The 21,270-nt window shown below is 58.4% G+C and carries 20 protein-coding genes; 10 read left to right on the forward strand and 10 right to left on the reverse strand.

The window, feature by feature from the left end:
• Positions 1-31: 31 nt before the first annotated feature.
• The 4 genes from glnG to glnA all read right to left on the reverse strand — a co-directional run bounded on the left by glnG (position 32) and on the right by glnA (position 4,705).
• Positions 32-1,450: a nitrogen regulation protein NR(I) gene (gene glnG / locus ACTG1K_RS03910; RefSeq protein ID WP_005339666.1), complete on the reverse strand. Its 1,419-nt coding sequence runs from the start codon at positions 1,448-1,450 to the stop codon at positions 32-34.
• Positions 1,451-1,459: 9 nt separating this feature from the next.
• Positions 1,460-2,515, reverse strand: a complete 1,056-nt coding sequence (gene glnL / locus ACTG1K_RS03915; RefSeq protein ID WP_019445772.1) for a nitrogen regulation protein NR(II) — start codon at positions 2,513-2,515, stop codon at positions 1,460-1,462.
• A gap of 86 nt (positions 2,516-2,601) precedes the next feature.
• Positions 2,602-3,180 (reverse strand): DUF4124 domain-containing protein, encoded by a 579-nt coding sequence (locus ACTG1K_RS03920; protein ID WP_005339670.1) that lies wholly within the window; start codon positions 3,178-3,180, stop codon positions 2,602-2,604.
• 115 nt (positions 3,181-3,295) lie between these two features.
• Complete coding sequence (glnA, locus tag ACTG1K_RS03925) at positions 3,296-4,705, reverse strand: glutamate--ammonia ligase (RefSeq protein WP_005339672.1); 1,410 nt, start codon at positions 4,703-4,705, stop codon at positions 3,296-3,298.
• A gap of 351 nt (positions 4,706-5,056) precedes the next feature.
• Here glnA and typA point away from each other — a divergent pair, with 351 nt between their 5' ends.
• Positions 5,057-6,868, forward strand: a complete 1,812-nt coding sequence (gene typA, locus ACTG1K_RS03930) for a translational GTPase TypA (protein ID WP_058056236.1) — start codon at positions 5,057-5,059, stop codon at positions 6,866-6,868.
• Between the two features lie 250 nt (positions 6,869-7,118).
• On the opposite strand, the gene ACTG1K_RS03935 is transcribed toward typA, so the two are convergent.
• The 5 genes from ACTG1K_RS03935 to def all read right to left on the reverse strand — a co-directional run bounded on the left by ACTG1K_RS03935 (position 7,119) and on the right by def (position 12,944).
• Positions 7,119-8,561 carry a TrkH family potassium uptake protein gene (locus tag ACTG1K_RS03935; RefSeq protein ID WP_440004845.1) on the reverse strand — a complete coding sequence of 481 codons (1,443 nt, stop codon included), beginning with the start codon at positions 8,559-8,561 and terminating at the stop codon, positions 7,119-7,121.
• Positions 8,562-8,657: 96 nt separating this feature from the next.
• Positions 8,658-10,034, reverse strand: coding sequence for a Trk system potassium transporter TrkA (gene trkA / locus ACTG1K_RS03940; RefSeq protein WP_005339689.1), 1,377 nt, complete (start codon positions 10,032-10,034; stop codon positions 8,658-8,660).
• Positions 10,035-10,121: 87 nt separating this feature from the next.
• Positions 10,122-11,414: a 16S rRNA (cytosine(967)-C(5))-methyltransferase RsmB gene (gene rsmB, locus ACTG1K_RS03945; protein WP_005356215.1), complete on the reverse strand. Its 1,293-nt coding sequence runs from the start codon at positions 11,412-11,414 to the stop codon at positions 10,122-10,124.
• A 60-nt stretch (positions 11,415-11,474) separates the two neighbouring features.
• Positions 11,475-12,419 carry a methionyl-tRNA formyltransferase gene (gene fmt / locus ACTG1K_RS03950; protein ID WP_164537344.1) on the reverse strand — a complete coding sequence of 315 codons (945 nt, stop codon included), beginning with the start codon at positions 12,417-12,419 and terminating at the stop codon, positions 11,475-11,477.
• Positions 12,420-12,431: 12 nt separating this feature from the next.
• Positions 12,432-12,944: a peptide deformylase gene (gene def, locus ACTG1K_RS03955; RefSeq protein ID WP_005357510.1), complete on the reverse strand. Its 513-nt coding sequence runs from the start codon at positions 12,942-12,944 to the stop codon at positions 12,432-12,434.
• 108 nt (positions 12,945-13,052) lie between these two features.
• Here def and ACTG1K_RS03960 point away from each other — a divergent pair, with 108 nt between their 5' ends.
• From ACTG1K_RS03960 to ACTG1K_RS04000, 9 genes are all read left to right on the forward strand, one after another.
• On the forward strand, positions 13,053-14,144 hold the full coding sequence (locus ACTG1K_RS03960; protein WP_005339696.1) for a LysM peptidoglycan-binding domain-containing protein: 1,092 nt from the start codon (positions 13,053-13,055) through the stop codon (positions 14,142-14,144).
• A 1-nt stretch (position 14,145) separates the two neighbouring features.
• On the forward strand, positions 14,146-15,261 hold the full coding sequence (gene dprA, locus ACTG1K_RS03965; RefSeq protein ID WP_440004846.1) for a DNA-processing protein DprA: 1,116 nt from the start codon (positions 14,146-14,148) through the stop codon (positions 15,259-15,261).
• Entirely contained in the window at positions 15,254-15,727 is a 474-nt protein-coding gene (locus ACTG1K_RS03970) for a DUF494 family protein (RefSeq protein ID WP_005339699.1), read from the forward strand. The genes dprA and ACTG1K_RS03970 overlap by 8 nt, the downstream gene beginning before the upstream one ends.
• A gap of 55 nt (positions 15,728-15,782) precedes the next feature.
• Positions 15,783-16,340 (forward strand): DNA topoisomerase family protein, encoded by a 558-nt coding sequence (locus ACTG1K_RS03975; protein WP_181223191.1) that lies wholly within the window; start codon positions 15,783-15,785, stop codon positions 16,338-16,340.
• A 74-nt stretch (positions 16,341-16,414) separates the two neighbouring features.
• A complete protein-coding gene (purE, locus tag ACTG1K_RS03980) occupies positions 16,415-16,918 on the forward strand; it encodes a 5-(carboxyamino)imidazole ribonucleotide mutase (protein ID WP_005339704.1) in 504 nt (167 codons plus the stop codon).
• A gap of 135 nt (positions 16,919-17,053) precedes the next feature.
• Positions 17,054-17,614, forward strand: a complete 561-nt coding sequence (locus tag ACTG1K_RS03985; protein ID WP_005356244.1) for a Sua5/YciO/YrdC/YwlC family protein — start codon at positions 17,054-17,056, stop codon at positions 17,612-17,614.
• Positions 17,615-17,726: 112 nt separating this feature from the next.
• On the forward strand, positions 17,727-18,635 hold the full coding sequence (gene hemF / locus ACTG1K_RS03990; protein ID WP_335862994.1) for an oxygen-dependent coproporphyrinogen oxidase: 909 nt from the start codon (positions 17,727-17,729) through the stop codon (positions 18,633-18,635).
• A gap of 103 nt (positions 18,636-18,738) precedes the next feature.
• Positions 18,739-19,560 (forward strand): shikimate dehydrogenase, encoded by an 822-nt coding sequence (gene aroE / locus ACTG1K_RS03995; protein ID WP_440004847.1) that lies wholly within the window; start codon positions 18,739-18,741, stop codon positions 19,558-19,560.
• Complete coding sequence (locus ACTG1K_RS04000) at positions 19,557-19,817, forward strand: DUF1488 domain-containing protein (protein ID WP_302246803.1); 261 nt, start codon at positions 19,557-19,559, stop codon at positions 19,815-19,817. Before aroE ends, ACTG1K_RS04000 begins: the two co-directional genes overlap by 4 nt.
• 795 nt (positions 19,818-20,612) lie before the next feature.
• Here the strand turns inward: ACTG1K_RS04000 and yihA are convergent.
• Entirely contained in the window at positions 20,613-21,269 is a 657-nt protein-coding gene (gene yihA / locus ACTG1K_RS04005; RefSeq protein WP_026034975.1) for a ribosome biogenesis GTP-binding protein YihA/YsxC, read from the reverse strand.
• Position 21,270: the final 1 nt, after the last annotated feature.

The following is a 21,270-nucleotide window of genomic DNA, read 5'->3' on the forward strand; positions in this document are numbered from 1 at the left end:
GGGCGTGATGGGAATCGTTTTTCCCCGGGACTCAGGAGAGATCGAGTTCCTTCAGCTTGCGGGTGAGGGTGTTGCGACCCCAACCGAGCAGGCGGGCGGCCTCCTGCTTGTGTCCATGGGTGTGTTCCAGCGCCGTCTCCAGCATGATCCGCTCGAACTGGGGCATGGCATCGGCCAGGATGTCTGTCTCTCCCAGCGCCAACTTGCTGGCCACCCACTCTTGCAACTGTTGTTGCCAGCAACCGGGCAACGCCGGTTGACCCGGTTCGGCGTTGTGGGTGATGGGGGTGAGCAGCTCGGCAGGCAGGTCGCCGACCAGCACTTCTTGCCCCGAAGCCATCACGGTAAGCCAGCGGCAGACGTTCTCCAGCTGGCGCACGTTGCCCGGCCAGGGCAGGCGGCTGATATAGGCCTGGGTATCGGGGTGCAGGCTCTTGGCCTCCACATTCAGCTCTTTGGCGGCGCGCAACAGGAAGTGACGGGCCAGCTGGGGAATATCCTCACGGCGCTCCTTGAGAGCGGGGATGTGGATGCGGATGACGTTGAGGCGGTGGAACAGATCCTCGCGAAACTCGCCATCGGCGACCCGTTTCTCCAGATTCTGGTGGGTGGCGGCGATGATCCGTACATCCACCTGCACCGGCTGGTGGCCGCCGACCCGGTAGAACTGGCCATCGGCCAAGACCCGCAGCAGCCGGGTCTGAACATCCAGCGGCATGTCGCCGATCTCGTCGAGAAACAGGGTGCCGCCGTCGGCCTGCTCGAAGCGGCCATGGCGGATGTTGTTGGCGCCGGTGAAGGCCCCTTTCTCGTGACCGAACAGCTCAGATTCGATGAGATCTTTGGGGATAGCCGCCATGTTGAGGGCGATAAAGTTCTTGTGAGCACGCGGGCTGTGCTTGTGCAGCGCATGGGCGACCAGCTCCTTGCCGGTACCGCTCTGGCCGTTGATCAGCACCGAGATGCTGGAGCGCGACAGGCGGCCGATGGCGCGAAACACCTCCTGCATCGCCGGTGCCTCACCGATGATCTCCGGGGTGGCTGTCGCCTCTTGCTGGCGAGACTTGCGCTTGGTGCGCTGCTCCTTGAGGTGATTCTCGGCGCGTCGCACTAGGGTCACTGCTTCGTCGATGTCGAACGGTTTGGGCAGGTACTCGAAGGCGCCACGCTGGTAGGCGTTGACCGCGCTGTCGAGATCCGAGTGGGCGGTCATGATGATGATGGGCAGATCGGCCTGACGGCGGTGGATCTGCTCCAGCAGGCTCAGGCCGTCGATGCCCGGCATCCGGATATCGGAGAGGATCACATCGGGCGAGCGCAGCTCAAGGGCGTGCAGCAGGGCTTCGCCATCGGCAAAGCTCTCGCAGTTGAAGCCTTCGCTGCCGAGAGTGCGCTCCAGCACCCAGCGGATAGAACTGTCGTCATCGACGATCCACACTTTGGCGGTCATGGGGTTCCCTTACTTGCGAAGCGGTAGAAAAATGGTGAATTCGGTGTGACCCGGCCAGCTGATGCAGTCGATCCGCCCCTTGTGCTGGTCGATCAGGTTCTGGGCGATGGAGAGGCCGAGCCCGGTGCCCCCCTCCTTGCCGGTGATCATGGGGTAGAACAGGGTGTCGCGAATGGCATCGGGAATGCCGGGGCCGTTGTCGATGATCTTGATCTCCGCTGCCAGCCGGTAACGCTGGCCGTGGATGGTGATCTGGAACGCGGTGCGGGTCTTGATGCGGATAAGCCCGGTCTGATCGCCCAGTGCTTCGGCGGCATTGCGCACTATGTTGAGAAACGCCTGCTGCAGCTGATCCGGCTCCATCTCGAATTCGGGGATGCTGGGGTCGTAATCCCGCTCGATGTGAACAGAGGGAGGGAGTTCGAGCTCCACCAGTCGGCGTACCTGCTCCAGCACCGAATGGACATTGTGCATCTGGTGACGGCCGGGGCGCTGGGGGCCGAGCAGCCGATCGACCAGTACCCGCAGCCGGTCGGCCTGTTCGATGATGATGCCGGTATATTCGCGCAGCGCCGGATCCGGCAGCTCTTTTTGCAGCAGCTGCGCCGCGCCGCGCAGGCCGCCGAGGGGATTCTTGATTTCGTGGGCCAGCCCGCGCACCAGCTCCTTGGCCGCCAGCTGTTGGGCATGTTGCTGCTGCTCCTGACTGATCTTCTTCTGCTGGTCGATCTTGCGCAGCTCCACCACCAGCAGACGCTGTTCGTGGTCGGCCATCGGGGTGGCGCTCAGCTCCACCAGTCGCGGTTCTCCCTCTACCACCAGAGTCACTTCGCTATCGGTAAAGCCTTGCCCTGACACGAGGCACTGCTTGAGCCGCTGCAAATCGAGGGAGATATGTTCCAGCAGATGGGGCAGTTCGATGCCGATCAGCCTGCGTTCACTGAGGGAGAGCAGCTGTTCAGCCGCCGGGTTGACGAACTGGATGCAGAGCCGCTCATCCATCAGGATCACGGCGGTCAGCAAATTATCCAAGAGTGTTTTGGCGTTGTCCGAGCGGGTTGGCACAGGTTTCTCCCTAAAACGGTGCTACACACCTGTTATGCACCGATATGGTGCATAGAGTTTACCCGCATCGGTGCGCTATATCACCCCTAGTCGGCTTTGGGGGTGGGTTTGGGAGCCGGCGTCACGCTCGCTCTATGCAGGTAAAAGGTGACTGCACTGGATTTAGCAAGGATCGTACCGTCTTTAGCGAGCAGCTCGAGCTGAGCCTCGTGGGCGCCGCGATCGACGTTTTCGACCCGGACAGAGAGGCTGTTGCTGACGATGGGGGCGGCTTTGCCATCCAGGGTCAGGCGCACATCATACTGGGTCGGAGGTTTGGGGCTGATGGTGCCCTGAAAGACGATGTTGCCTGTGTTGTCGCGCAGGGTGCTGCCCTGTTCCGGGGAGAGCAGTTCGATGGTCAGCTTGGCCGCCTCTTTCTCTTTCTTGGCATCGGCGCCGGTCAGGCTGTTGAAGTTATCCACCTGCACCGATCTGGGCGCGCTGCTGCCCAGCAGCGGGGCGACCCGCAGATCGACCTCTTTGGCGTTTTTGCCGGGTGGTGGCGCATCCGAGTAGTGGGTGATGCCATTGCCATCGACCCAGGAGTAGACCTTGGCCGCATCCGTACCGAACGAGGTCAGCAACAGGAGGCTGAGCACCCCTATGCCATGCTTGTTGTTCATCCATCTCTCCTTGACGGTATTTTGCTTAATCCTATCAGAGAAAAAACCCGCCAGATGGCGGGTTTTGTCACGATTAAGCAAGCTGACCTGATTTAAACGGCCAGTCTGCTGAGACTTAGACGGAGTAGTACAGTTCGAACTCCAGCGGGTGCGGGGTCATGCGCACACGGTCAACATCCTGCTGTTTCAGTTCCAGATAGGAGTTGATGAAGTCATCGCTGAACACGCCGCCACGGGTCAGGAACTCGCGGTCAGCATCCAGAGCGGCCAGGGCTTCGTCCAGAGAACCGGCAACGGTCGGCACTTCTGCGGCTTCTTCCGGCGGCAGGTCGTACAAGTTCTTGTCCATGGCATCGCCCGGATGGATCTTGTTGATGATACCGTCCAGACCGGCCATCAGCTGGGCTGCGAAGGCCAGGTACGGGTTGGCAGCCGGATCCGGGAAGCGCACTTCGATACGGCGGGCTTTCGGGCTCGGTACCACCGGGATACGGATGGAGGCAGAGCGGTTGCGGGCAGAGTAGGCCAGCATGACCGGTGCTTCATAACCCGGAACCAGACGCTTGTAAGAGTTGGTGGTCGGGTTGGCGAAGGCGTTGATGGCCTTGGCGTGCTTGATGATACCGCCGATGTAGTGCAGAGCCATCTCGGACAGACCGCCGTACAGGTCACCAGCGAACAGGTTGACGCCGTTCTTGGCCAGAGACTGGTGGCAGTGCATGCCGGAGCCGTTGTCACCGAACATGGGTTTCGGCATGAAGGTCACGGTCTTGTTGTAAGCGTGGGCCACGTTGTGGATCACGTACTTCAGTACCTGCACTTCGTCAGCTTTCAGCGTAAGAGTGTTGAAGCGGGTAGCGATTTCGTTCTGACCGGCAGTAGCCACTTCGTGGTGGTGAGCTTCAACGACCTGGCCCATCTCTTCCAGCACCAGACACATGGCGGCGCGGATATCCTGGGAGGAGTCGACCGGTGCAACCGGGAAGTAACCGCCTTTCACGAACGGACGGTGACCCTTGTTGCCATGCTCATAGGCAGTGCCGGAGTTCCATGCGGCTTCTTCAGATTCGATTTTCACGAAGCTGTGGCCCATGGTGTTGGAGAAAGTAATGTTGTCGAACATGAAGAATTCCGGCTCCGGCCCGAACAGCACGGTGTCAGCAATGCCGCTGGACTTCAGGAAATCTTCTGCACGTTTGGCGATGGAGCGCGGATCGCGGTCATAGCCCTGCATGGTGGCAGGCTCCAGCACGTCACAAACGATGTTCAGGGTGGTCTCTTCGGTGAACGGGTCCAGCTTGGCGGAGGCTGCGTCCGGCATCAGTACCATGTCGGATTCGTTGATGCCCTTCCAGCCGCCGATGGAGGAACCATCGAACATCTTGCCGTCTTCGAAGAAATCTTCATCAACCTGGTGAGCAGGGATGGATACATGCTGCTCTTTACCCTTGGTGTCGGTAAAGCGCAGATCAACAAACTTGACTTCGTGTTCCTGGATCAGGGCCAAAACGTTCTGGGCTGACATGCTAAGTAACCTCCGGTGTTAAAACTCTCTGGGTGAATGCGTCGTCGTATTCACATAAGCCAGTATCGTGCCAAGTTTGTGACAGCTTGATTTCAGGGCAATCTCGCTGAAGAGGCTCCCCAAAATCAGGCGATCTCGACTCGCGTTGCATCAATTTAGTGCGATGGTGGATCGTTTTGGTGCACTGTAATGGTGCGCGAAATACGGTCACCGCCCATCTAAGCAGGGTTTGTCAGAGAGGTCTATGATCCAGATCTGTTGTTATGCGCGAATGTACTGCAATTCTGCTAGGCAGATCACAAAGGCAAGAGTACAATTAGCGCCCAATTTTACCCGGTGATTGAGGCGAGAATGTTAGAGAATTTACGCAATATTGCGATTATTGCGCACGTTGACCACGGCAAAACGACTCTGGTTGATAAGCTGCTGCAGCAGTCCGGCACCCTGGACCGCTCCACGGAAGGCCAGGAACGGATCATGGACTCCAATGATCTGGAACGGGAACGTGGCATCACCATTCTCGCCAAGAACACTGCGATCCGCTGGAATGACTACCGCATCAACATCGTTGATACCCCGGGTCACGCCGACTTCGGTGGTGAAGTAGAGCGCGTACTGTCCATGGTTGACTCCGTGCTGCTGCTGGTTGACGCCGTAGACGGCCCGATGCCGCAAACCCGTTTCGTGACTCAGAAAGCGTTCGCTCAGGGTCTGAAGCCGATCGTGGTCATCAACAAGGTTGACCGTCCGGGTGCTCGTCCTGACTGGGTAATGGATCAGGTATTCGACCTGTTCGACAACCTGGGCGCAACTGACGAACAGCTGGATTTCAAAGTTGTTTACGCCTCTGCTCTGAACGGTTGGGCCACCATGGATCAGGACGTCGAGTCCGAGAACATGGAGCCGCTGTTCCAGGCCATCGTTGACAACGTTGAAGCGCCGAAGGCTGATGCCGAAGGTGGTTTCCAGATGCAGATCTCCCAGCTGGACTACAACTCCTACGTGGGCGTTATCGGTATCGGCCGTATCACTCGTGGTCGCGTCAAGACCAACCAGCAAGTCACCATCGTTGGTGCTGACGGCAAGACCCGTAACGGTAAAGTCGGTCAGGTGCTGGGTTACCTGGGTCTGTCCCGTACTGAAGTTACCGACGCGCAAGCGGGTGACATCATCGCTATCACCGGTCTGGGCGAGCTGAAAATCTCCGACACCATCTGTGATAACGGTGCCGTTGAAGCCCTGCCGCCGCTCTCCGTTGACGAGCCGACCGTGAACATGACCTTCCAGGTCAACACCTCACCGTTTGCTGGTAAAGAGGGCAAGTTCGTGACCTCCCGTAACATTCTGGAGCGTCTGAACCAGGAGCTGGTCCACAACGTGGCCCTGCGCGTGGAAGAGACTGATGATCCGGACAAGTTCCGTGTATCCGGCCGTGGTGAGCTGCACCTCTCCATCCTGATCGAAAACATGCGTCGCGAAGGTTACGAACTGGCGGTGTCCCGTCCGGAAGTAATCCTGCGTACCGTTGACGGCGAACTGCAAGAACCGTTCGAAACCGTAACTGTGGACGTTGAAGAAGCGCACCAGGGTTCCGTGATGGAGCAACTGGGTCTGCGTAAAGGCGAAATGACCAACATGACCCCGGATGGCAAGGGTCGTGTCCGTCTGGACTTCATGATCCCGAGCCGTGGCCTGATCGGCTTCCAGACCGAGTTCATGACCATGACCTCAGGTACCGGTCTGCTGTACCACACCTTCGACCACTACGGTCCGCACAAGGGTGGCAGCATCGGCGAGCGTCAGAACGGCGTGCTGATCTCCAACGCAACCGGTAAGGCTCTGACCTACGCCCTGTTCGGTCTGCAAGACCGTGGTCGTCTGTTCATCGGTCACGCGACCGAAGTGTACGAAGGCCAGGTGATCGGTATTCACTCCCGTTCCAACGACCTGACTGTTAACTGCCTGAAAGGCAAACAGCTGACCAACATGCGTGCCTCCGGTACTGACGAAGCTCAAGTGCTGACTCCGCCGATCCGCATGACTCTGGAACAGGCTCTCGAGTTCATCGACAACGACGAACTGGTAGAAGTGACTCCGAAGAACATCCGTATCCGCAAGAAATTGCTGACCGAGCTGGATCGCAAGCGCTCTGGCCGTGGTTAATGCCCATGTGCTGAGTCTCGGCAGCCTTCGTGGCCGCTGACGGTTCACTGATAAACGGACCCAAACCTCTGGTTTGGGTCCGTTTTTTTATGCCTGTGATCCGCTCTGGCCATCCTGATGAGCTCGTTCAGGCCATCAGCAATGGATGATGAGTGGACTGATGAGCGTTGAGCGAAGGTCGTGGGGATGGGTGAGATAAAAAAGCCGCAGCGGGTGAACGCTGCGGCTTTTGCTGGCTTGCAGTAAGGGATTACTGGCGCCAGAAGGAGGGGAAGAAGAGCACGGCGACCGTCAGGATCTCCAGTCGTCCCAGCAGCATGCCGAATGACAGCAGCCATTTGGCCGATTCCGGCAGGCTGGCAAAGTTGGTGCTGGGGCCGACCACAGGGCCCATGCCCGGGCCAACGTTGGCAACGGCGGTGATGGAGCTGGATATGGCCGTCAGGGGGTCAAGCCCGATGGCGCCCAGCAGTGCGGCTATCACCAGAATGATGGCGAAGTAGGCCAATACGAAGGAGATCATCGAGCGGATGATGGCGTCATTGACCGTCCGGCCGTTGTACTTCTGGGGAAATACGCCGGAAGGGTGCATCAGTTGGCGCATCTGCTTCTTGAACAGGGCAAAGGCTACCTGTACCCGGAAGATCTTGAGGCCGCCCGCAGTGGAGCCAGAGCAGGCCCCAAGAGCCAGCAGCACGATGAAGACGATGCTGGCGAGCGGCCCCCAGGTGCCGAAGTCACCAAGGCCATAGCCGGTGGTGGTGAGTACCGAGACGATGTTGAAACAGCTGATGCGCAGGGCATCCCAGAAGCCGAACAGATCTCTCTCCCACAGATAGAAGGTCATGATGACGGTGACCCACACCACCAGCCAGAAGAAGCCGCGCACCTGGGCATCCTTGAGCAGGCTGTAGTCCCTGTGGTTGAGGCTCTGCACATAGAGCAGGAAGGGCAGGCCGCCAAGGAACATGAACAGGGTACCAATCCAGTGTGCCGAGTTGGAGAAGTGGGACATGGATTGATCGGAGGTGGAGTAGCCGCCGGTACTGAGGGTGGTCATGGCGTGGTTGATCGCCTCGAACATATTCATGCCGCTGGCCCAGTAGGCCATGAAGCAGAGCATGGAGAGCACCAGATAGACCACGACAATGTTGTTGGCGACCGTCTTGGCCCGTGGCGCACTTTTATCCGACCAGTCCGAGCTCTCGGTCTGGAACAGCTTCATGCCGCCGACGTTGAGATAGGGGAGTACGGCAACCGCCATCACGATAAAGCCGACCCCGCCCAGCCACTGCAGGATGGATCGCCACAACAGGATGCTGTGGGCCATGTTGTCGAGGCCGGAGAGCACGGTAGAGCCCGTGGTGGTCACCCCCGACATGGTCTCGAAGTAGGCGTCGGTAAAGTTGATGTGGGTGATGAAGACAAAGGGCAGGGCGCCGAAGATGCAGGCCACCACCCAGACCGAGGTGGTGAGCAGGAACATCTCCCGCACCCCCAGATGAAACTCCGCCTTGCGACCATAGTGGAGGCAGAGCAGGGCGGCGCCGTGGGTGATCAGCACGGACTTGAGAAACTCGACAAATCCCTCTGACCCGGTGAGCAGTGCCAGCAAGGTGGGCAGCCACATGAAGAGCGCCAGCTTGGAGAGCACCAGCCCGAGGGTGAAGATAATGGGACGCAGCTTGATCATGTTCGATAACCTGGTCGTTGATTAACAAAAGACCCGGACCATCCCCTTGGGGGAGTTGAGCCGGGTCTGGTTTGACAGCCTGTGCGCATGAAGACGTTACAGGAAGAAGGGGCTTGGCTGGAACAGCCGCTCCACTTCCGGGATGTACTTCTTGTCCACCAGGAACATGACCACGTGGTCATCCTGCTGGATCTTGGTGCGATCGTGGGCGATCAGCACCTCATCTCCGCGTACTACGGCACCTATGGTGGTGCCCGGCGGCAGCTTGAGCTCGCCCACCGTCTTGCCGACCACCTTGGAGGTGTTCTCGTCACCGTGGGCAATCGCCTCGATCGCCTCGGCCGCGCCGCGGCGCAGGCTGTAGACGTTGGCGATATCGGCCCGACGCACGTGTGTCAGCAGGGCCGAGATGGTGGCCTGCTGGGGCGAGATGGCGATATCGATAGAGCCACCCTGCACCAGATCGACGTAGGCGCCGCGCTGGATCAGCACCATGGTCTTCTTGGCGCCCATCTTCTTGGCGAGCAGCGCCGACATGATGTTGGCCTCATCCTCGTTGGTCACTGCGATGAAGACGTCGATCTGGTCGATGTGCTCCTCGGCCAGCAGCTCCTGATCCGCCGCATCGCCGCAGAAGACGATGGTGTTCTCCAGCAGTTCGGAGAGCTGCTCCGCCCGCTTCTGATTGCGCTCGATGAGCTTGACGCTGTAGCGCTTCTCCAGCTGGCGGGCGAGACCAGCGCCGATGTTGCCGCCACCGACGATCATGATGCGCCGGTAGGGGCTCTCTAGGCGCTGCAGCTCTGACATCACGGCACGGATATGGCCCGCGGCGGCGACGAAGAAGACCTCGTCATCCGCTTCGATGATGGTGGTGCCTTGCGGACGGATCGGGCGGCCCTGACGGAAGATGGCCGCTACCCGAGTTTCGATGTTGGGCATGTGCTCGCGCAGGGTGGAGAGGGCATTACCCACCAGCGGGCCACCGTAGTAGGCCTTGACCGCCACCAGACCGACGCGGCCACCTGCAAAATCAACCACTTGCAGGGCGCCCGGATATTCGATTAGGCGACGCACATAGTCGGTCACCAACTGCTCCGGCGCGATCAGGTGATCCACCGGTACCGATTCCGGCAGGAACAGGCGATCCCGTTCGGTCAGATAGGCTGGCGAGCGGATCCGCGCCACCTTGTTCGGGGTGTTGAACAGGGAGTAGGCCACCTGACAGGCGATCATGTTGGTCTCGTCACTGTTGGTGACGGCGACCAGCATGTCGGCATCCTGAGCACCCGCTTCACGCAGCACCTTTGGGTGGGCGCCGTGCCCGTTGACCACCCGCAGGTCAAACTTGTCCTGCAGTTCGCGCAGGCGTTCGCTGTCGGTATCGACGATGGTGATGTCGTTGTTCTCCCCGGCCAGGTTCTCGGCCAGGGTGCCGCCGACCTGGCCGGCTCCCAAAATGATGATTTTCATAGGGAACGTCTACTCACGTTGAGGCTGTAAAGGGGAGCGCCAGAACGGAGCTGGCGGCTCTCCCGAATTAGGTTTGTCATGCCCGGCTCAGAGCTTGACCAGTTTGGCGTAGTAGAAGCCATCCATCTCGGCTTCACCCGGCAGGAACTGGCGACCCGGGCAGTCCGGGGTGTCCTGTTCGTGCAACGGTACCAATTTGGCATCTTTGGTCGCGGCAAGGAAGGCGCGGATCTGTTCGCGGTTCTCTTCCGGCAGGACGGAGCAGGTAGCGTAGAGCAGGGTGCCGCCGCTTTTCAGCTTGCCCCAGAGGGCATTGAGAATGCGGCGCTGCAGCTCGGCCAGCTCGCGAATGTCCTGATCACGGCGCAGCCACTTGATGTCGGGGTGGCGACGGATGACGCCGGTGGCTGAGCAGGGGGCATCCAGCAGGATGCGGTCGAACTGGCCCTCCGGCCACCACTGTTCCGGTGCCGCGGCATCGCCGTGGATCACTTTGGCGGTCAGGCCGATGCGATCCAGGTTCTCCTGCACCCGCTTGAGGCGGTTCTCGTCGGCATCGACGGCAACCACGCCAGCCAGCTTGGGCTGACGCTCCAGCAGGTGGGCAGTCTTGCCACCGGGTGCCGCGCAGGCATCCAGTACCCACTCACCCGGTTGCGGGTCGAGCAGGGCGGCAGCCTGTTGTGCGGCACCATCCTGTACCGAGCAGTCACCCACTTCAAAGCCGGGCAGCTTGGTCACATCGCAAGGACGCTCCAGCAGGATGCAATCCTCGCCCTCTTCACCGGCCACGGCATTGATGCCGGCTTCGGCCATGCGAGCCAGCATGGCATCGCGGCTCTGGCGCTGGCTGTTGTTGCGGATCCACATGGGGGGACGCTGGTTGTTCGCCTCCATGATGAATTCCCACTCATCGTGATAGGCCTGACGCAGGCGCTTGGTGAGCCACTCCGGATGACCGAGGCGAATGCTGGGAACGCGGTCGATACGCAGCAGAATGACTTCGGCGCTGCGCTGGAAGTTGCGCAGCACGCCGTTGATGAGGCCACGCAGGGAGGTGCCCTTGAGCAGTTTGACGGCGTTGACGGTCTCGGCCACCGCGGCGTGAGCCGGAATGCGGGTGTAGATGAGCTGATAGAGACCGACCAGGATGAGGTAGTGGAAAATGCGGCTCTTGTTCTTGAGCGGCTTGTCCATCATCTCGTTGACTGCCGCATCGAGGCGGGGCAGCCAGCGCAGGGTACCGTAGCAGAGTTCTTGCAGGAGAGCGCGATCACGGGGCGCAACCTTCTCCTGGGCAGCAGGCAGAACAGCGGAGAGGGATTGACCCTGATCCAGCACCTGTTGAATAACGAGAGCGGCCTGTGCACGTGTTTTCATAGAGTTACCTTAGATGCGCAAGTCGGGGCCTGGGCCCCGCTTGTGTCAATTCAATCCAGTTCAATTCAATTGCGTGCCGGGTTCAAACCAGTCGCGGCGAGAGTTGAGCAGATCCGCAACGGACATCGCCTTCTTGCCGGGCGGTTGCAGGGTCAGCAGGCGCAGTACCCCTTTGCCGGTGGCGATGTCGATCCCCTGCTTGTCGGCCTTGAGCAGGGTGCCGGCGGGTTGGCCGTGGTCGCTGTCAATGACGGCGGCTTGCCATACCTTGACGGTCTGGTCAGCCACTTCAAACCAGCTGATGGGCCAGGGGTTGAACGAGCGGATGCAGCGTTCGATGGCAACCGCCTCCATCGACCAGTCGATGCGGGCCTCTTCCTTGGAGAGCTTCTCGGCGTAGTTGGCCAGCGCATCATCTTGTGCCTCGGCAGCGGTTTCACCGGCGGCCATGGCATTGATGGTGTCGACCAGTGCCTGCGGGCCCAGCTCGGCCAGCTTGTCATAGAGGCTGGCGGAAGTCTCGTCGGCGGCGATGGGGCAGGTCACTTTGCGGATCATGGCGCCGGTATCCAGCCCCACATCCATCTGCATGATGGTGACGCCAGTTTCGGCATCGCCCGCCCAGATAGAGCGCTGGATTGGTGCGGCACCGCGCCAGCGGGGCAGCAGGGAGCCATGGACGTTGATGCAGCCCAGCCGCGGGGTATCGAGTACCACCTTGGGCAGGATCAGACCATAGGCCACCACCACCATCAGGTCTGCACCCAGTGCAGCAAGCTCGGCTTGCGCCTCTTCCTTGCGCAGAGAGGCAGGTTGGTAAACCGGCAGGTTGTGGGCCAGTGCCAGCTCTTTGACCGGGCTGGCGGTGAGCTTCTGACCACGGCCAGCAGGCTTGTCGGGCTGGGTATAAACGGCAACGACCTCGTGGTCGGAAGACAACAACGCCGCCAGGTGACGGGCGGCGAAGTCGGGAGTACCGGCAAAAATCAGTTTCAGCTTATTCAATGGGGCAGATCCTCAGAGGACTTTGCGATCTTCACGGGCCATCTTTTCCAGCTTCTGGCGAATGCGCTGGCGCTTGAGCGGGGACAAGTAATCCACAAACAGCTTGCCGACCAGATGATCCATCTCATGCTGGATGCAGATGGCGAGCAGATCATCGGCTTCCAGCTCGAATGGCTTGCCGTTGCGATCCAGGGCGCGGATTTTGATCTGTTCAGCGCGAGGCACCAGAGCACGGCTGCCGGGCACGGAGAGGCAACCCTCTTCAATGCCGGTGCTGCCGCACTGTTCGATGACCTCCGGATTGATCAATACCAGAGGATCTTCACGGTTTTCAGAGACATCGATCACTATGATGCGCTGGTGAATGTCGACCTGAGTCGCGGCCAGGCCAATGCCTTCCTCCGCGTACATGGTTTCGAACATATCATCTACAATCTGTTGTAACTCGGGTGTAAAGGTCTCGACAGGGGCTGCAACGGTGCGCAGGCGCTCATCGGGAAAACGCAATACATCTAGAATGGCCATAGTTTTTTCTTTAGTTTCGTATAAATGCAGTCAATATTGGCGTAATTCTAGTCATTTACGCCGACAAAAAACAGCAACACTTTGCGTACAGAAGTAACAGGGAGTGTTATGTATCTGAAGCAAACCATCCTCGCCTGCCTGCTGGTGACCGTGAGTCAGGCAGCACTGGCCGATCAGCTGAGGCTGAAAGCGGGTTACCCCGAAAGCTATGTAGTGCAAAAAGGCGACACCCTGTGGGATATCTCCGGCAAGTATCTTTCCGAACCCTGGCTCTGGCCCCGTCTCTGGAACATCAATCCGCAGATTGCCAATCCTCACTGGATCTACCCCGGTGATGTACTGCATCTGAGCTGGGTCAATGGTGAACCCCGGCTCGGCAAGGCGATGCAGGGTGGCAAGCAAGTTATCCGTCTCGGCCCGAAAACCCGTTACGAGAACAAAGCCAACCCCATTCCGACCCTGCCTATCAGCGAGATCGGCCCCTTCCTGCAAACCGACCATATTCTGGCTGACAGCCAGCAGCAGAAAACCCTGCCCTATCTGCTGGGGTCGGATCAGAAACATATCGGCATGCTGGAGGGGGACACCCTCTATGTGCAGGGCTCCCTGACGCCGGGGCAGGTTTATGGCATTTATCACCCCGGAGTGGTCTACAAGGATCGCGAAACCGGTGAACTGCTGGGCCAGGAGGCGATCTTTGCCGGTGTGGTGCGGGCCGTGGCGCGTCTTGATGGCGATCGGACCGAGGTGACTCTGACTCATAACCAGCGCGAAGTGCTGCAGGGCGACAAGGTGATGCCGCTGCCGGCTCAGGAGAACATGCCCGCCGTCTTCACACCGAAAGCGGCCCCTGCCATCACACCGGGCTATATCATCGATTTGCCGAACAAGACCCGGGGCGGTGGCAAGTTTGATGTGGTACTGATCAACCGGGGCGGCCGCGATCAGCTAGTCGCCGGGGATGTACTGGATGTCAGACGGCCCGGTGCTGCTCTGGTCACCAAGAATGGCGATGTACAGTACAAGGAGCTCTCGTCGGTTTTTAACCGGGTGTTTTACAGCAGCAACAAGAAGGCACCACTGCCCTCTGAAGCGATTGCCCGTGTCATGTTGTTCAAGGTGTATGACAAGCTGAGTTACGGTCTCATCATGCAGAGTAACGACATGGTGAGTGCGGGCTATCAGGTCACTCACTTCTGACGTGAACTACCCCGACGCACGTCTGGCGCTCTGGCTAACTCTCGATGCGGTCACCGGTATCGGTCCGGTGACCGCTGCACGTCTGTTGGAGCGGGCCGGGGGAAGTATTGAGACCCTGTTCCAGAGCGATGAAGCGCAGCTGCATGGTATGGGGTTGTCGTCAGAGCAGATCAAACAACTGCGCTGGCCCTCGCCGGTGGTTGAGCAGAGCCTGGCTTGGGCCGCTTTGCCTGACAATCTCCTTATTCCGCAAGATCACCCGATTTATCCACCCTTGTTGCGGGAAATTCCCGCGGCACCCCTGTTGCTCTACTGTCGTGGCGATCTTGCTGCGCTGTCGCTACCCCAGCTGGCAATGGTGGGGACACGCCATCCTACCTATGCAGGCAAAGATAATGCCTCCCGCCTTTGTAGCGAGCTGGTTGGATGCGGGCTGGCCATCACCTCGGGCCTTGCGCTCGGTATCGATGGTGTCTGCCATCAGCAAGCGCTGGCTGGTGGCGGTATCACCCTTGCCGTGTTGGGTTCCGGGCTGGATTGCCTCTACCCCAAACGCCACCAGGGGCTGGCAGGCCAGATTCTGGAGAGCGGTGGTTTGCTTATCTCCGAGCTGGCGCCGGATAAAGGGCCGCTGGCTGAACATTTTCCTCGTCGCAACCGTATTATCAGTGGTCTGTCGCTGGGAACTCTGGTGGTGGAGGCGACCGAGCAGAGCGGTTCGCTGATCACCGCTCGCTATGCGCTTGAACAGGGGCGCGAAGTGTTTGCGGTACCCGGCGCCCCGCAAAATGCCCAGGCGATAGGGTGCAACAGATTAATTCAGCAGGGGGCCAAACTTGTGCTGAGTGCGGCCGATATAGTGGAAGAGTTGCCAGAGTGGGTCGCACGGCCACATTCGTCGGTCATACCATCTGAGCAACCGCATAATAGCGAATTGCCTTATGCCGATTTGTTGGATAACGTAGATTATGAGACCACGAGCGTGGATACCGTTGCCGAGCGGGCCCAGCTTCCTGTCGAAGTGGTATTGGGCAGGTTGGTAGAGCTGGAGCTGGCCGGTGCAGTGATGGCGGTAGCCGGTGGATACGTCAGAGCGAGGAGGGCGAATCATGTTTGATGTATTGATGTACCTTTTCGAGACCTACATCCACAGCGATGCAGATGTGATGGTCGAGCAGGATGAGCTCACCGACGAGTTGAGCCGGGCCGGTTTCGATAAAGAAGAGATCGACAAGGCACTCGACTGGCTGGAGCGACTGGCCAATCTGCACGATAGCGAGCGGGAGGTCTATGTCACCGCCAGCGCGCAAGGCTCGATGCGTATCTATGCTCCGCAAGAGCTGGCACGCCTCAGCACCGAGTGCCGCGGCTTCCTGCTCTTTCTGGAACAGGCCCAGGTGCTGAATGCCGAAACCCGCGAGATCTGTATCGAGCGTCTGCTCGAACTGGACAAGCCGGATATCGAGCTGGATGACCTGAAGTGGGTCGTCATGATGGTGCTGTTCAACGTACCGGGCAGTGAAAATGCCTACCAGCAGATGGAAGAGCTGGTGTTTGATGAGTCAGACGGCGTCATTCACTGACAGTCCGGTGCCGCGCTGGTAGAATTCAGGCCATCTGGATTTCAAGGCGCGGCCCATGTCAAAAATCGATCATCACCTCTTTTCAGCCCACGAACATGCCTTCGAGCGCGAGCCGTGCCCGCAGTGCGGGGCCGAGCTGGTGATCCGCCAGGGCAAACATGGCCCCTTTCTTGGCTGTTCTGCCTATCCTGCCTGTGATTACATACGCTCCCTGACGCCATCCGGCCGCGACATCGAAAAGGTGCTCGAAGGCTCTGCCTGTCCCGATTGCGGAGAGCCGCTGGCGATCAAGAAGGGGCGTTACGGTCTGTTTGTCGGTTGTACCCAGTATCCGGCCTGTCAGCACATCGAATCCCTGCAGGAGAGCGATGATACCCAGATCCTCTGCCCCGAGTGCGGCAAGGGTCATCTGGTGAGCCGCACCTCCCGCTACGGCAAGCAGTTTTACTCCTGTGATGGCTATCCCCATTGCAAATATGTGGTGAACGACAAGCCGATCCCCATGCCTTGTCCCGCGTGTGGCTGGGGCATCATGATCGAGAAAAAAGTGAGGGGAACTCTGCGTTGGGTCTGTCCGCAAAAGAAATGCGGCCACCAAAGTGAGCAGGTATAATCCCGCCGCCGCAACCGGATTGAAACGTTTTCGGTGAACTTCAACCCCCCACTTGGAGTAAGGAAATTCCCACCATGAATAAACCCTTTGTTGCCGTATTGATGGGCTCTGATTCTGATTTCCCCGTGATGCAGACCACCCTCGAGGTGCTCAAGTCATTTGATATCGCAGTGGAAGTCAAAGTCACCTCCGCGCACCGCACGCCGGCTGCGACTCATCAGTATGTGACCGATGCCGAGGCCCGTGGCTGCAAGGTCTTTATCTGTGCTGCCGGTCTGGCGGCGCATCTGGCGGGTGCCGTAGCCGGCATCACGACTCGTCCTGTGATCGGGGTACCCATCGATGGTGGCCCGCTCAAGGGGCTGGATGCGCTGCTCTCCACCGTGCAGATGCCGGGTGGTGTACCGGTGGCGACCGTGGCGATCGGCAAAGCCGGTGCCAAGAACGCAGGTTATCTGGCAGCCCAGATGCTGGCAGTAGCCGATGATGAACTGGCGGCCAAGGTTCGGGCCGAACGCCAGAAGAATGCCGAAGAGGTGATGGCCAAGGATGCCGCCCTGCAGGCTCAACTCAAGTAAGTGAACGGGTGGCGATCCGGATGTGTCGTATTTTTCCTGTGCAACAGCAACACGTCACTTTGCCATGGTCGCCGCCATACGGATTCAACTTGCTACTAAGTGACGAGGCGGCAGCCAGGCTGCCGCATTTTTCCTATGCCAAATGAATTTGAACAGGCGGTTGCCGCCCTCCAGCAGGAAGGGGTGATTGCTTATGCGACCGAGGCCGTGTTTGGTCTGGGATGTGATCCCGACTCCGAAGTTGCGGTGCAGCGACTGCTGGCCATCAAGCAGCGTCCGGTTGAGAAGGGGTTGATCCTGATTGCTGCCGACGTAGAGCAATTGCAGGATTACATCGATCTGAGCCAACTTAGTGGTGAACAACTGGCTCGGGTTGAAGCCAGCTGGCCCGGCCCCTTTACCTGGATCATGCCTGCCCGTGCAACGACGCCGGCCTGGCTGACCGGGCAGTTCGAGACCCTCGCGGTACGCGTGACGGCTCATCCTCAGGTGCAGGCGTTGTGTCGTGCCTTTGGCAAGCCGCTGGTTTCTACCAGCGCCAACCTGACCGGTGAGGAGCCTGCCCGTCGGGTGGCCGATATTGGTGAGCGGCTGGCAAGCAAGTTGGCCTATATCCTGCCCGGTGAAGTGGGTGGTCAAGCCAACCCCTCCGAGATCAAGGACGCCCGAACCGGCGCCATTATTCGCCCCTCCTGAGCAGGCGGATACGTCATGATTTGCTATCAATCCGCTGAACGGTGAGCTCAGTGGATTGATTTAACTATAAAAATGGACAGGGCGTTCACGATCCTGCCTGACTGGAGACAAGATGAGCAAACCGGATGTGGCCCAGGTCAAGGCCTTCCTGTTGCAGTTGCAGGACGAGATCTGCCGTGGTCTGGAGCAGGCCGACGGCAGTGGACTCTTTGTGGAAGATGCCTGGAGCCGTGAAGGCGGTGGCGGTGGCCGCACCCGTGTGCTGCGCCACGGCGAAGTGATCGAGCAGGGGGGCGTCAATTTCTCCCATGTCTATGGCGATGCCATGCCTGCCTCTGCTACAGCCCATCGGCCCGAGTTGGCCGGTCGCAAGTTCGAGGCGATGGGCGTGTCGCTGGTGATCCATCCGCACAACCCCTATGTGCCGACCAGCCACGCCAATGTCCGTTTCTTCATTGCCGAGAAGGAAGGCGAAGATCCCATTTGGTGGTTTGGCGGTGGCTTCGATTTGACGCCCTTCTACCCGTTTGCCGAGGATGTGCAGCACTGGCATCAGGTCTCCCGTGATCTCTGCCAGCCCTTTGGTGATGAGATCTACCCCGAGTTCAAATCCTGGTGTGATCGCTACTTCTTCCTCAAACACCGCAACGAGACGCGAGGGGTGGGCGGTCTCTTCTTCGACGATCTGAATCGCTGGCCCTTTGCCGACTGCTTTGCCTTTATGCAGGCGGTAGGTCGGGGCTATCTCGAGGCCTACCTGCCGATCATCGAGCGACGCAAGGCACTGCCCTATGGCGAGCGGGAGCGGGAGTTCCAGCTCTATCGTCGTGGTCGCTATGTGGAGTTCAATCTGGTGTATGACCGTGGCACCCTGTTCGGGCTGCAGACCGGCGGACGTACCGAGTCGATCCTGATGTCGATGCCACCGCTGGCACGTTGGGAGTATGACTGGCAGCCGGAAGCGGGCACTCCTGAAGCCTTGCTCTACACCGATTACCTCACGCCGCGAGAGTGGCTGTGACCCGAGGGGCCATGATGGCCCCTTTTTACTGGCCGATATTCGGCTTGTTCCCGAGTGCGAAAACCCGTTAAATCGGAATATTGCCCTCTGATGGAACTCTTTGATGGATCGTTATCTGGTTTTTGGCCACCCGGTGCGCCACAGCAAGTCCCCCTTCATCCACACCCTGTTTGCCAGACAAACCCAGCAAGAGCTGGAGTATGGGCTGGCTGAACCCGCCATCGACGAGTTTGCCAACGCCCTGCAGGTCTTCTTTGCCCAAGGGGGCAAGGGATGCAATGTCACCGTTCCCTTCAAGGAGCAGGCATTCACTCTGGTCGATCGCTTGAGCCCGAGGGCCAAGCGGGCGGGCGCGGTCAACACCATCAAACTGACCGATGATGGCGTGTTGCTGGGGGATAATACCGATGGCGCCGGATTGGTCGCCGATCTCAAGTCCCATGGCGTGACGCTGGCAGATAGCCGGATCCTGCTGCTGGGCGCCGGCGGAGCGGCTCGCGGTGCATTGGCACCGCTGCTGGCCGAGCAGCCGAGCGAGCTGGTGATTGCCAACCGCACTCACGCAAAAGCACAGCAGCTGGCTGCCGAGTTTCACGATCTGGGGCCTGTGACCGCCCAGACTTATGAGCAGCTGGCAGGGCCGTTCGATCTCATCATCAACTCTACTTCTGCCAGCCTGCAAGGGGAGCTGCCGCCGCTAGCACCCGACCTGATCCACGCCGATATTGCCATCTACGACATGATGTATGGCGCATCGGATACGGCGTTTATCAGTTGGGCCAAGCGACATGGGGCCCGTCAAACCATGGATGGACTCGGCATGCTGGTGGAGCAGGCTGCCGAAGCCTTTACCGTGTGGCGCGGCATCCGTCCCGGGACTAAACAGGTATTGAGAGAGTTGAAGCGTAACTTGGGGGTGATATGAACCAGGGTATTCTGTTTCCCGACCTGATGGAGTGGCAGGCTGACGAACAGCAGGTGCGTTTTCCTGCCCAGCAGATGGGGGCGCTGATAGATTGTTACATCAGTCAGCGGCGGCTGGAGAGAATGACAGGTCTGGCGCTGACGAGGGAGGATGACATCATCAGAGCCTTCGAAAGTGTACGTTTTGATATTGAAGACATGGCTGAAAAACTCATTGAAGAACAAGAGTTTGCTGAAGATGGTGCTATCTATCTCTGATTTTTCAAAGTTTTTTTGTTTTGTAGCGGAACTACTTTGAAATGGCGCTGACTAACTAGATAGTTGAGGAAGTGCTAGCTAGTCACCTTTATAACTCCCCGGTATTCGTACTGGGGATTTTTTTTATCTGCATGAAAATAAAAGATTTTTTCTTAATCTGCAAGTTATGAAACTAAATTACATAAATTACATAAATTACATAAATTACTTTCACTTTCTGCTGCTTTGCTGTACAGTTGTCTGCGTAGGGTACAGAGGTAAGATGTTCTATCTTTCAGACCTTTTATTTCACGTAATTGAATGTGGCTGAATAGCTGCCCCGATGAGGTTCTCGTCGGGGTGTTTTTTTATGTGTGCCATTTAGAGTAAATGCTTTAAATTGGCGATGCATTTGATAGAATGAGGCTGCTTCTTGAGGAATACCTGTCGTCTGGTACTCAAGATTCAGCTTCTTCCCAATTTTTTGAACTTATTATTTCAGGCTGGATGGCATCACTGTCGTCCGGCCTCATTTTTATCCCTTTCGGTTAGAACTTGTAATTAAATTTCATTTTTGTCTCTTTTTATAATTCTTGTTCGTTTTGAAAGAACGAATTTGAAAACGCTGTCAACGCCTATTTAAGTTAATTATTTTTGTGAATTAACTGCCTATCTATATGAACTTTAAGCAGTATTGGATATAGCAGGGGAGGCGAATGCGGGGTATTGGTCGTGAGGCAGGTGAAAGCGGCAATCTGAAACCCTTTCAATCAGCGGAGGAGTGCTCCGCCAATTGCAAGGAGAGCGAGGAGTAGATTACTCCTCGGCAGGTTGCTGTTCGTCAGCGTCCAGCAGGTCGGTATCGTCACCACTGACGTACCATTCGGTCAGGGTTTGCGCCAGCTTCTCCACACCGATATTGGTGAGAGAGGAGAATGCTTCGACCTGGATCTGGGAACCGAGGTTGGCAACGGCCTGGCGCACCTTGATTACCTGGTTGTTGCGCGGGCCGGGGCTCAGTTTGTCAGCCTTGGTAAGCAGCAGCATGACGGGCAACTGACGGTGTGAGCTCCACTCCAGCATGTTCATGTCGGTATCTTTGAGCGGGTGGCGGATGTCCATCAGGATCACCAGACCTTTCAATGACTCACGGCGCTGCAGATACTCTGCCAGTGACTTTTGCCACTTGAGCTTCATTTCCAGCGGAACTTGCGCATAACCATAACCCGGCAAGTCGACCAGACGCTTGCCCGGTTCCAGCTCAAACAGGTTGATCAGCTGGGTACGACCGGGAGTCTTACTGGTGCGCGCCAGGTTCTTGTGTTTGGTTAAGGTGTTCAATGCAGATGACTTACCGGCGTTGGAACGGCCGGCAAACGCGATCTCGACACCCCCATCATTTGGCAGGTGACGGATGTCGGGTGCGCTGGTCACAAAATGCACCTTATTGAAATTCAGAGTTTGTGTATCCAAC

The sequence above is a fragment of the Aeromonas sp. 102P genome (genome assembly GCF_051920345.1).
Taxonomy (GTDB): Bacteria; Pseudomonadota; Gammaproteobacteria; order Enterobacterales; family Aeromonadaceae; genus Aeromonas; species Aeromonas veronii.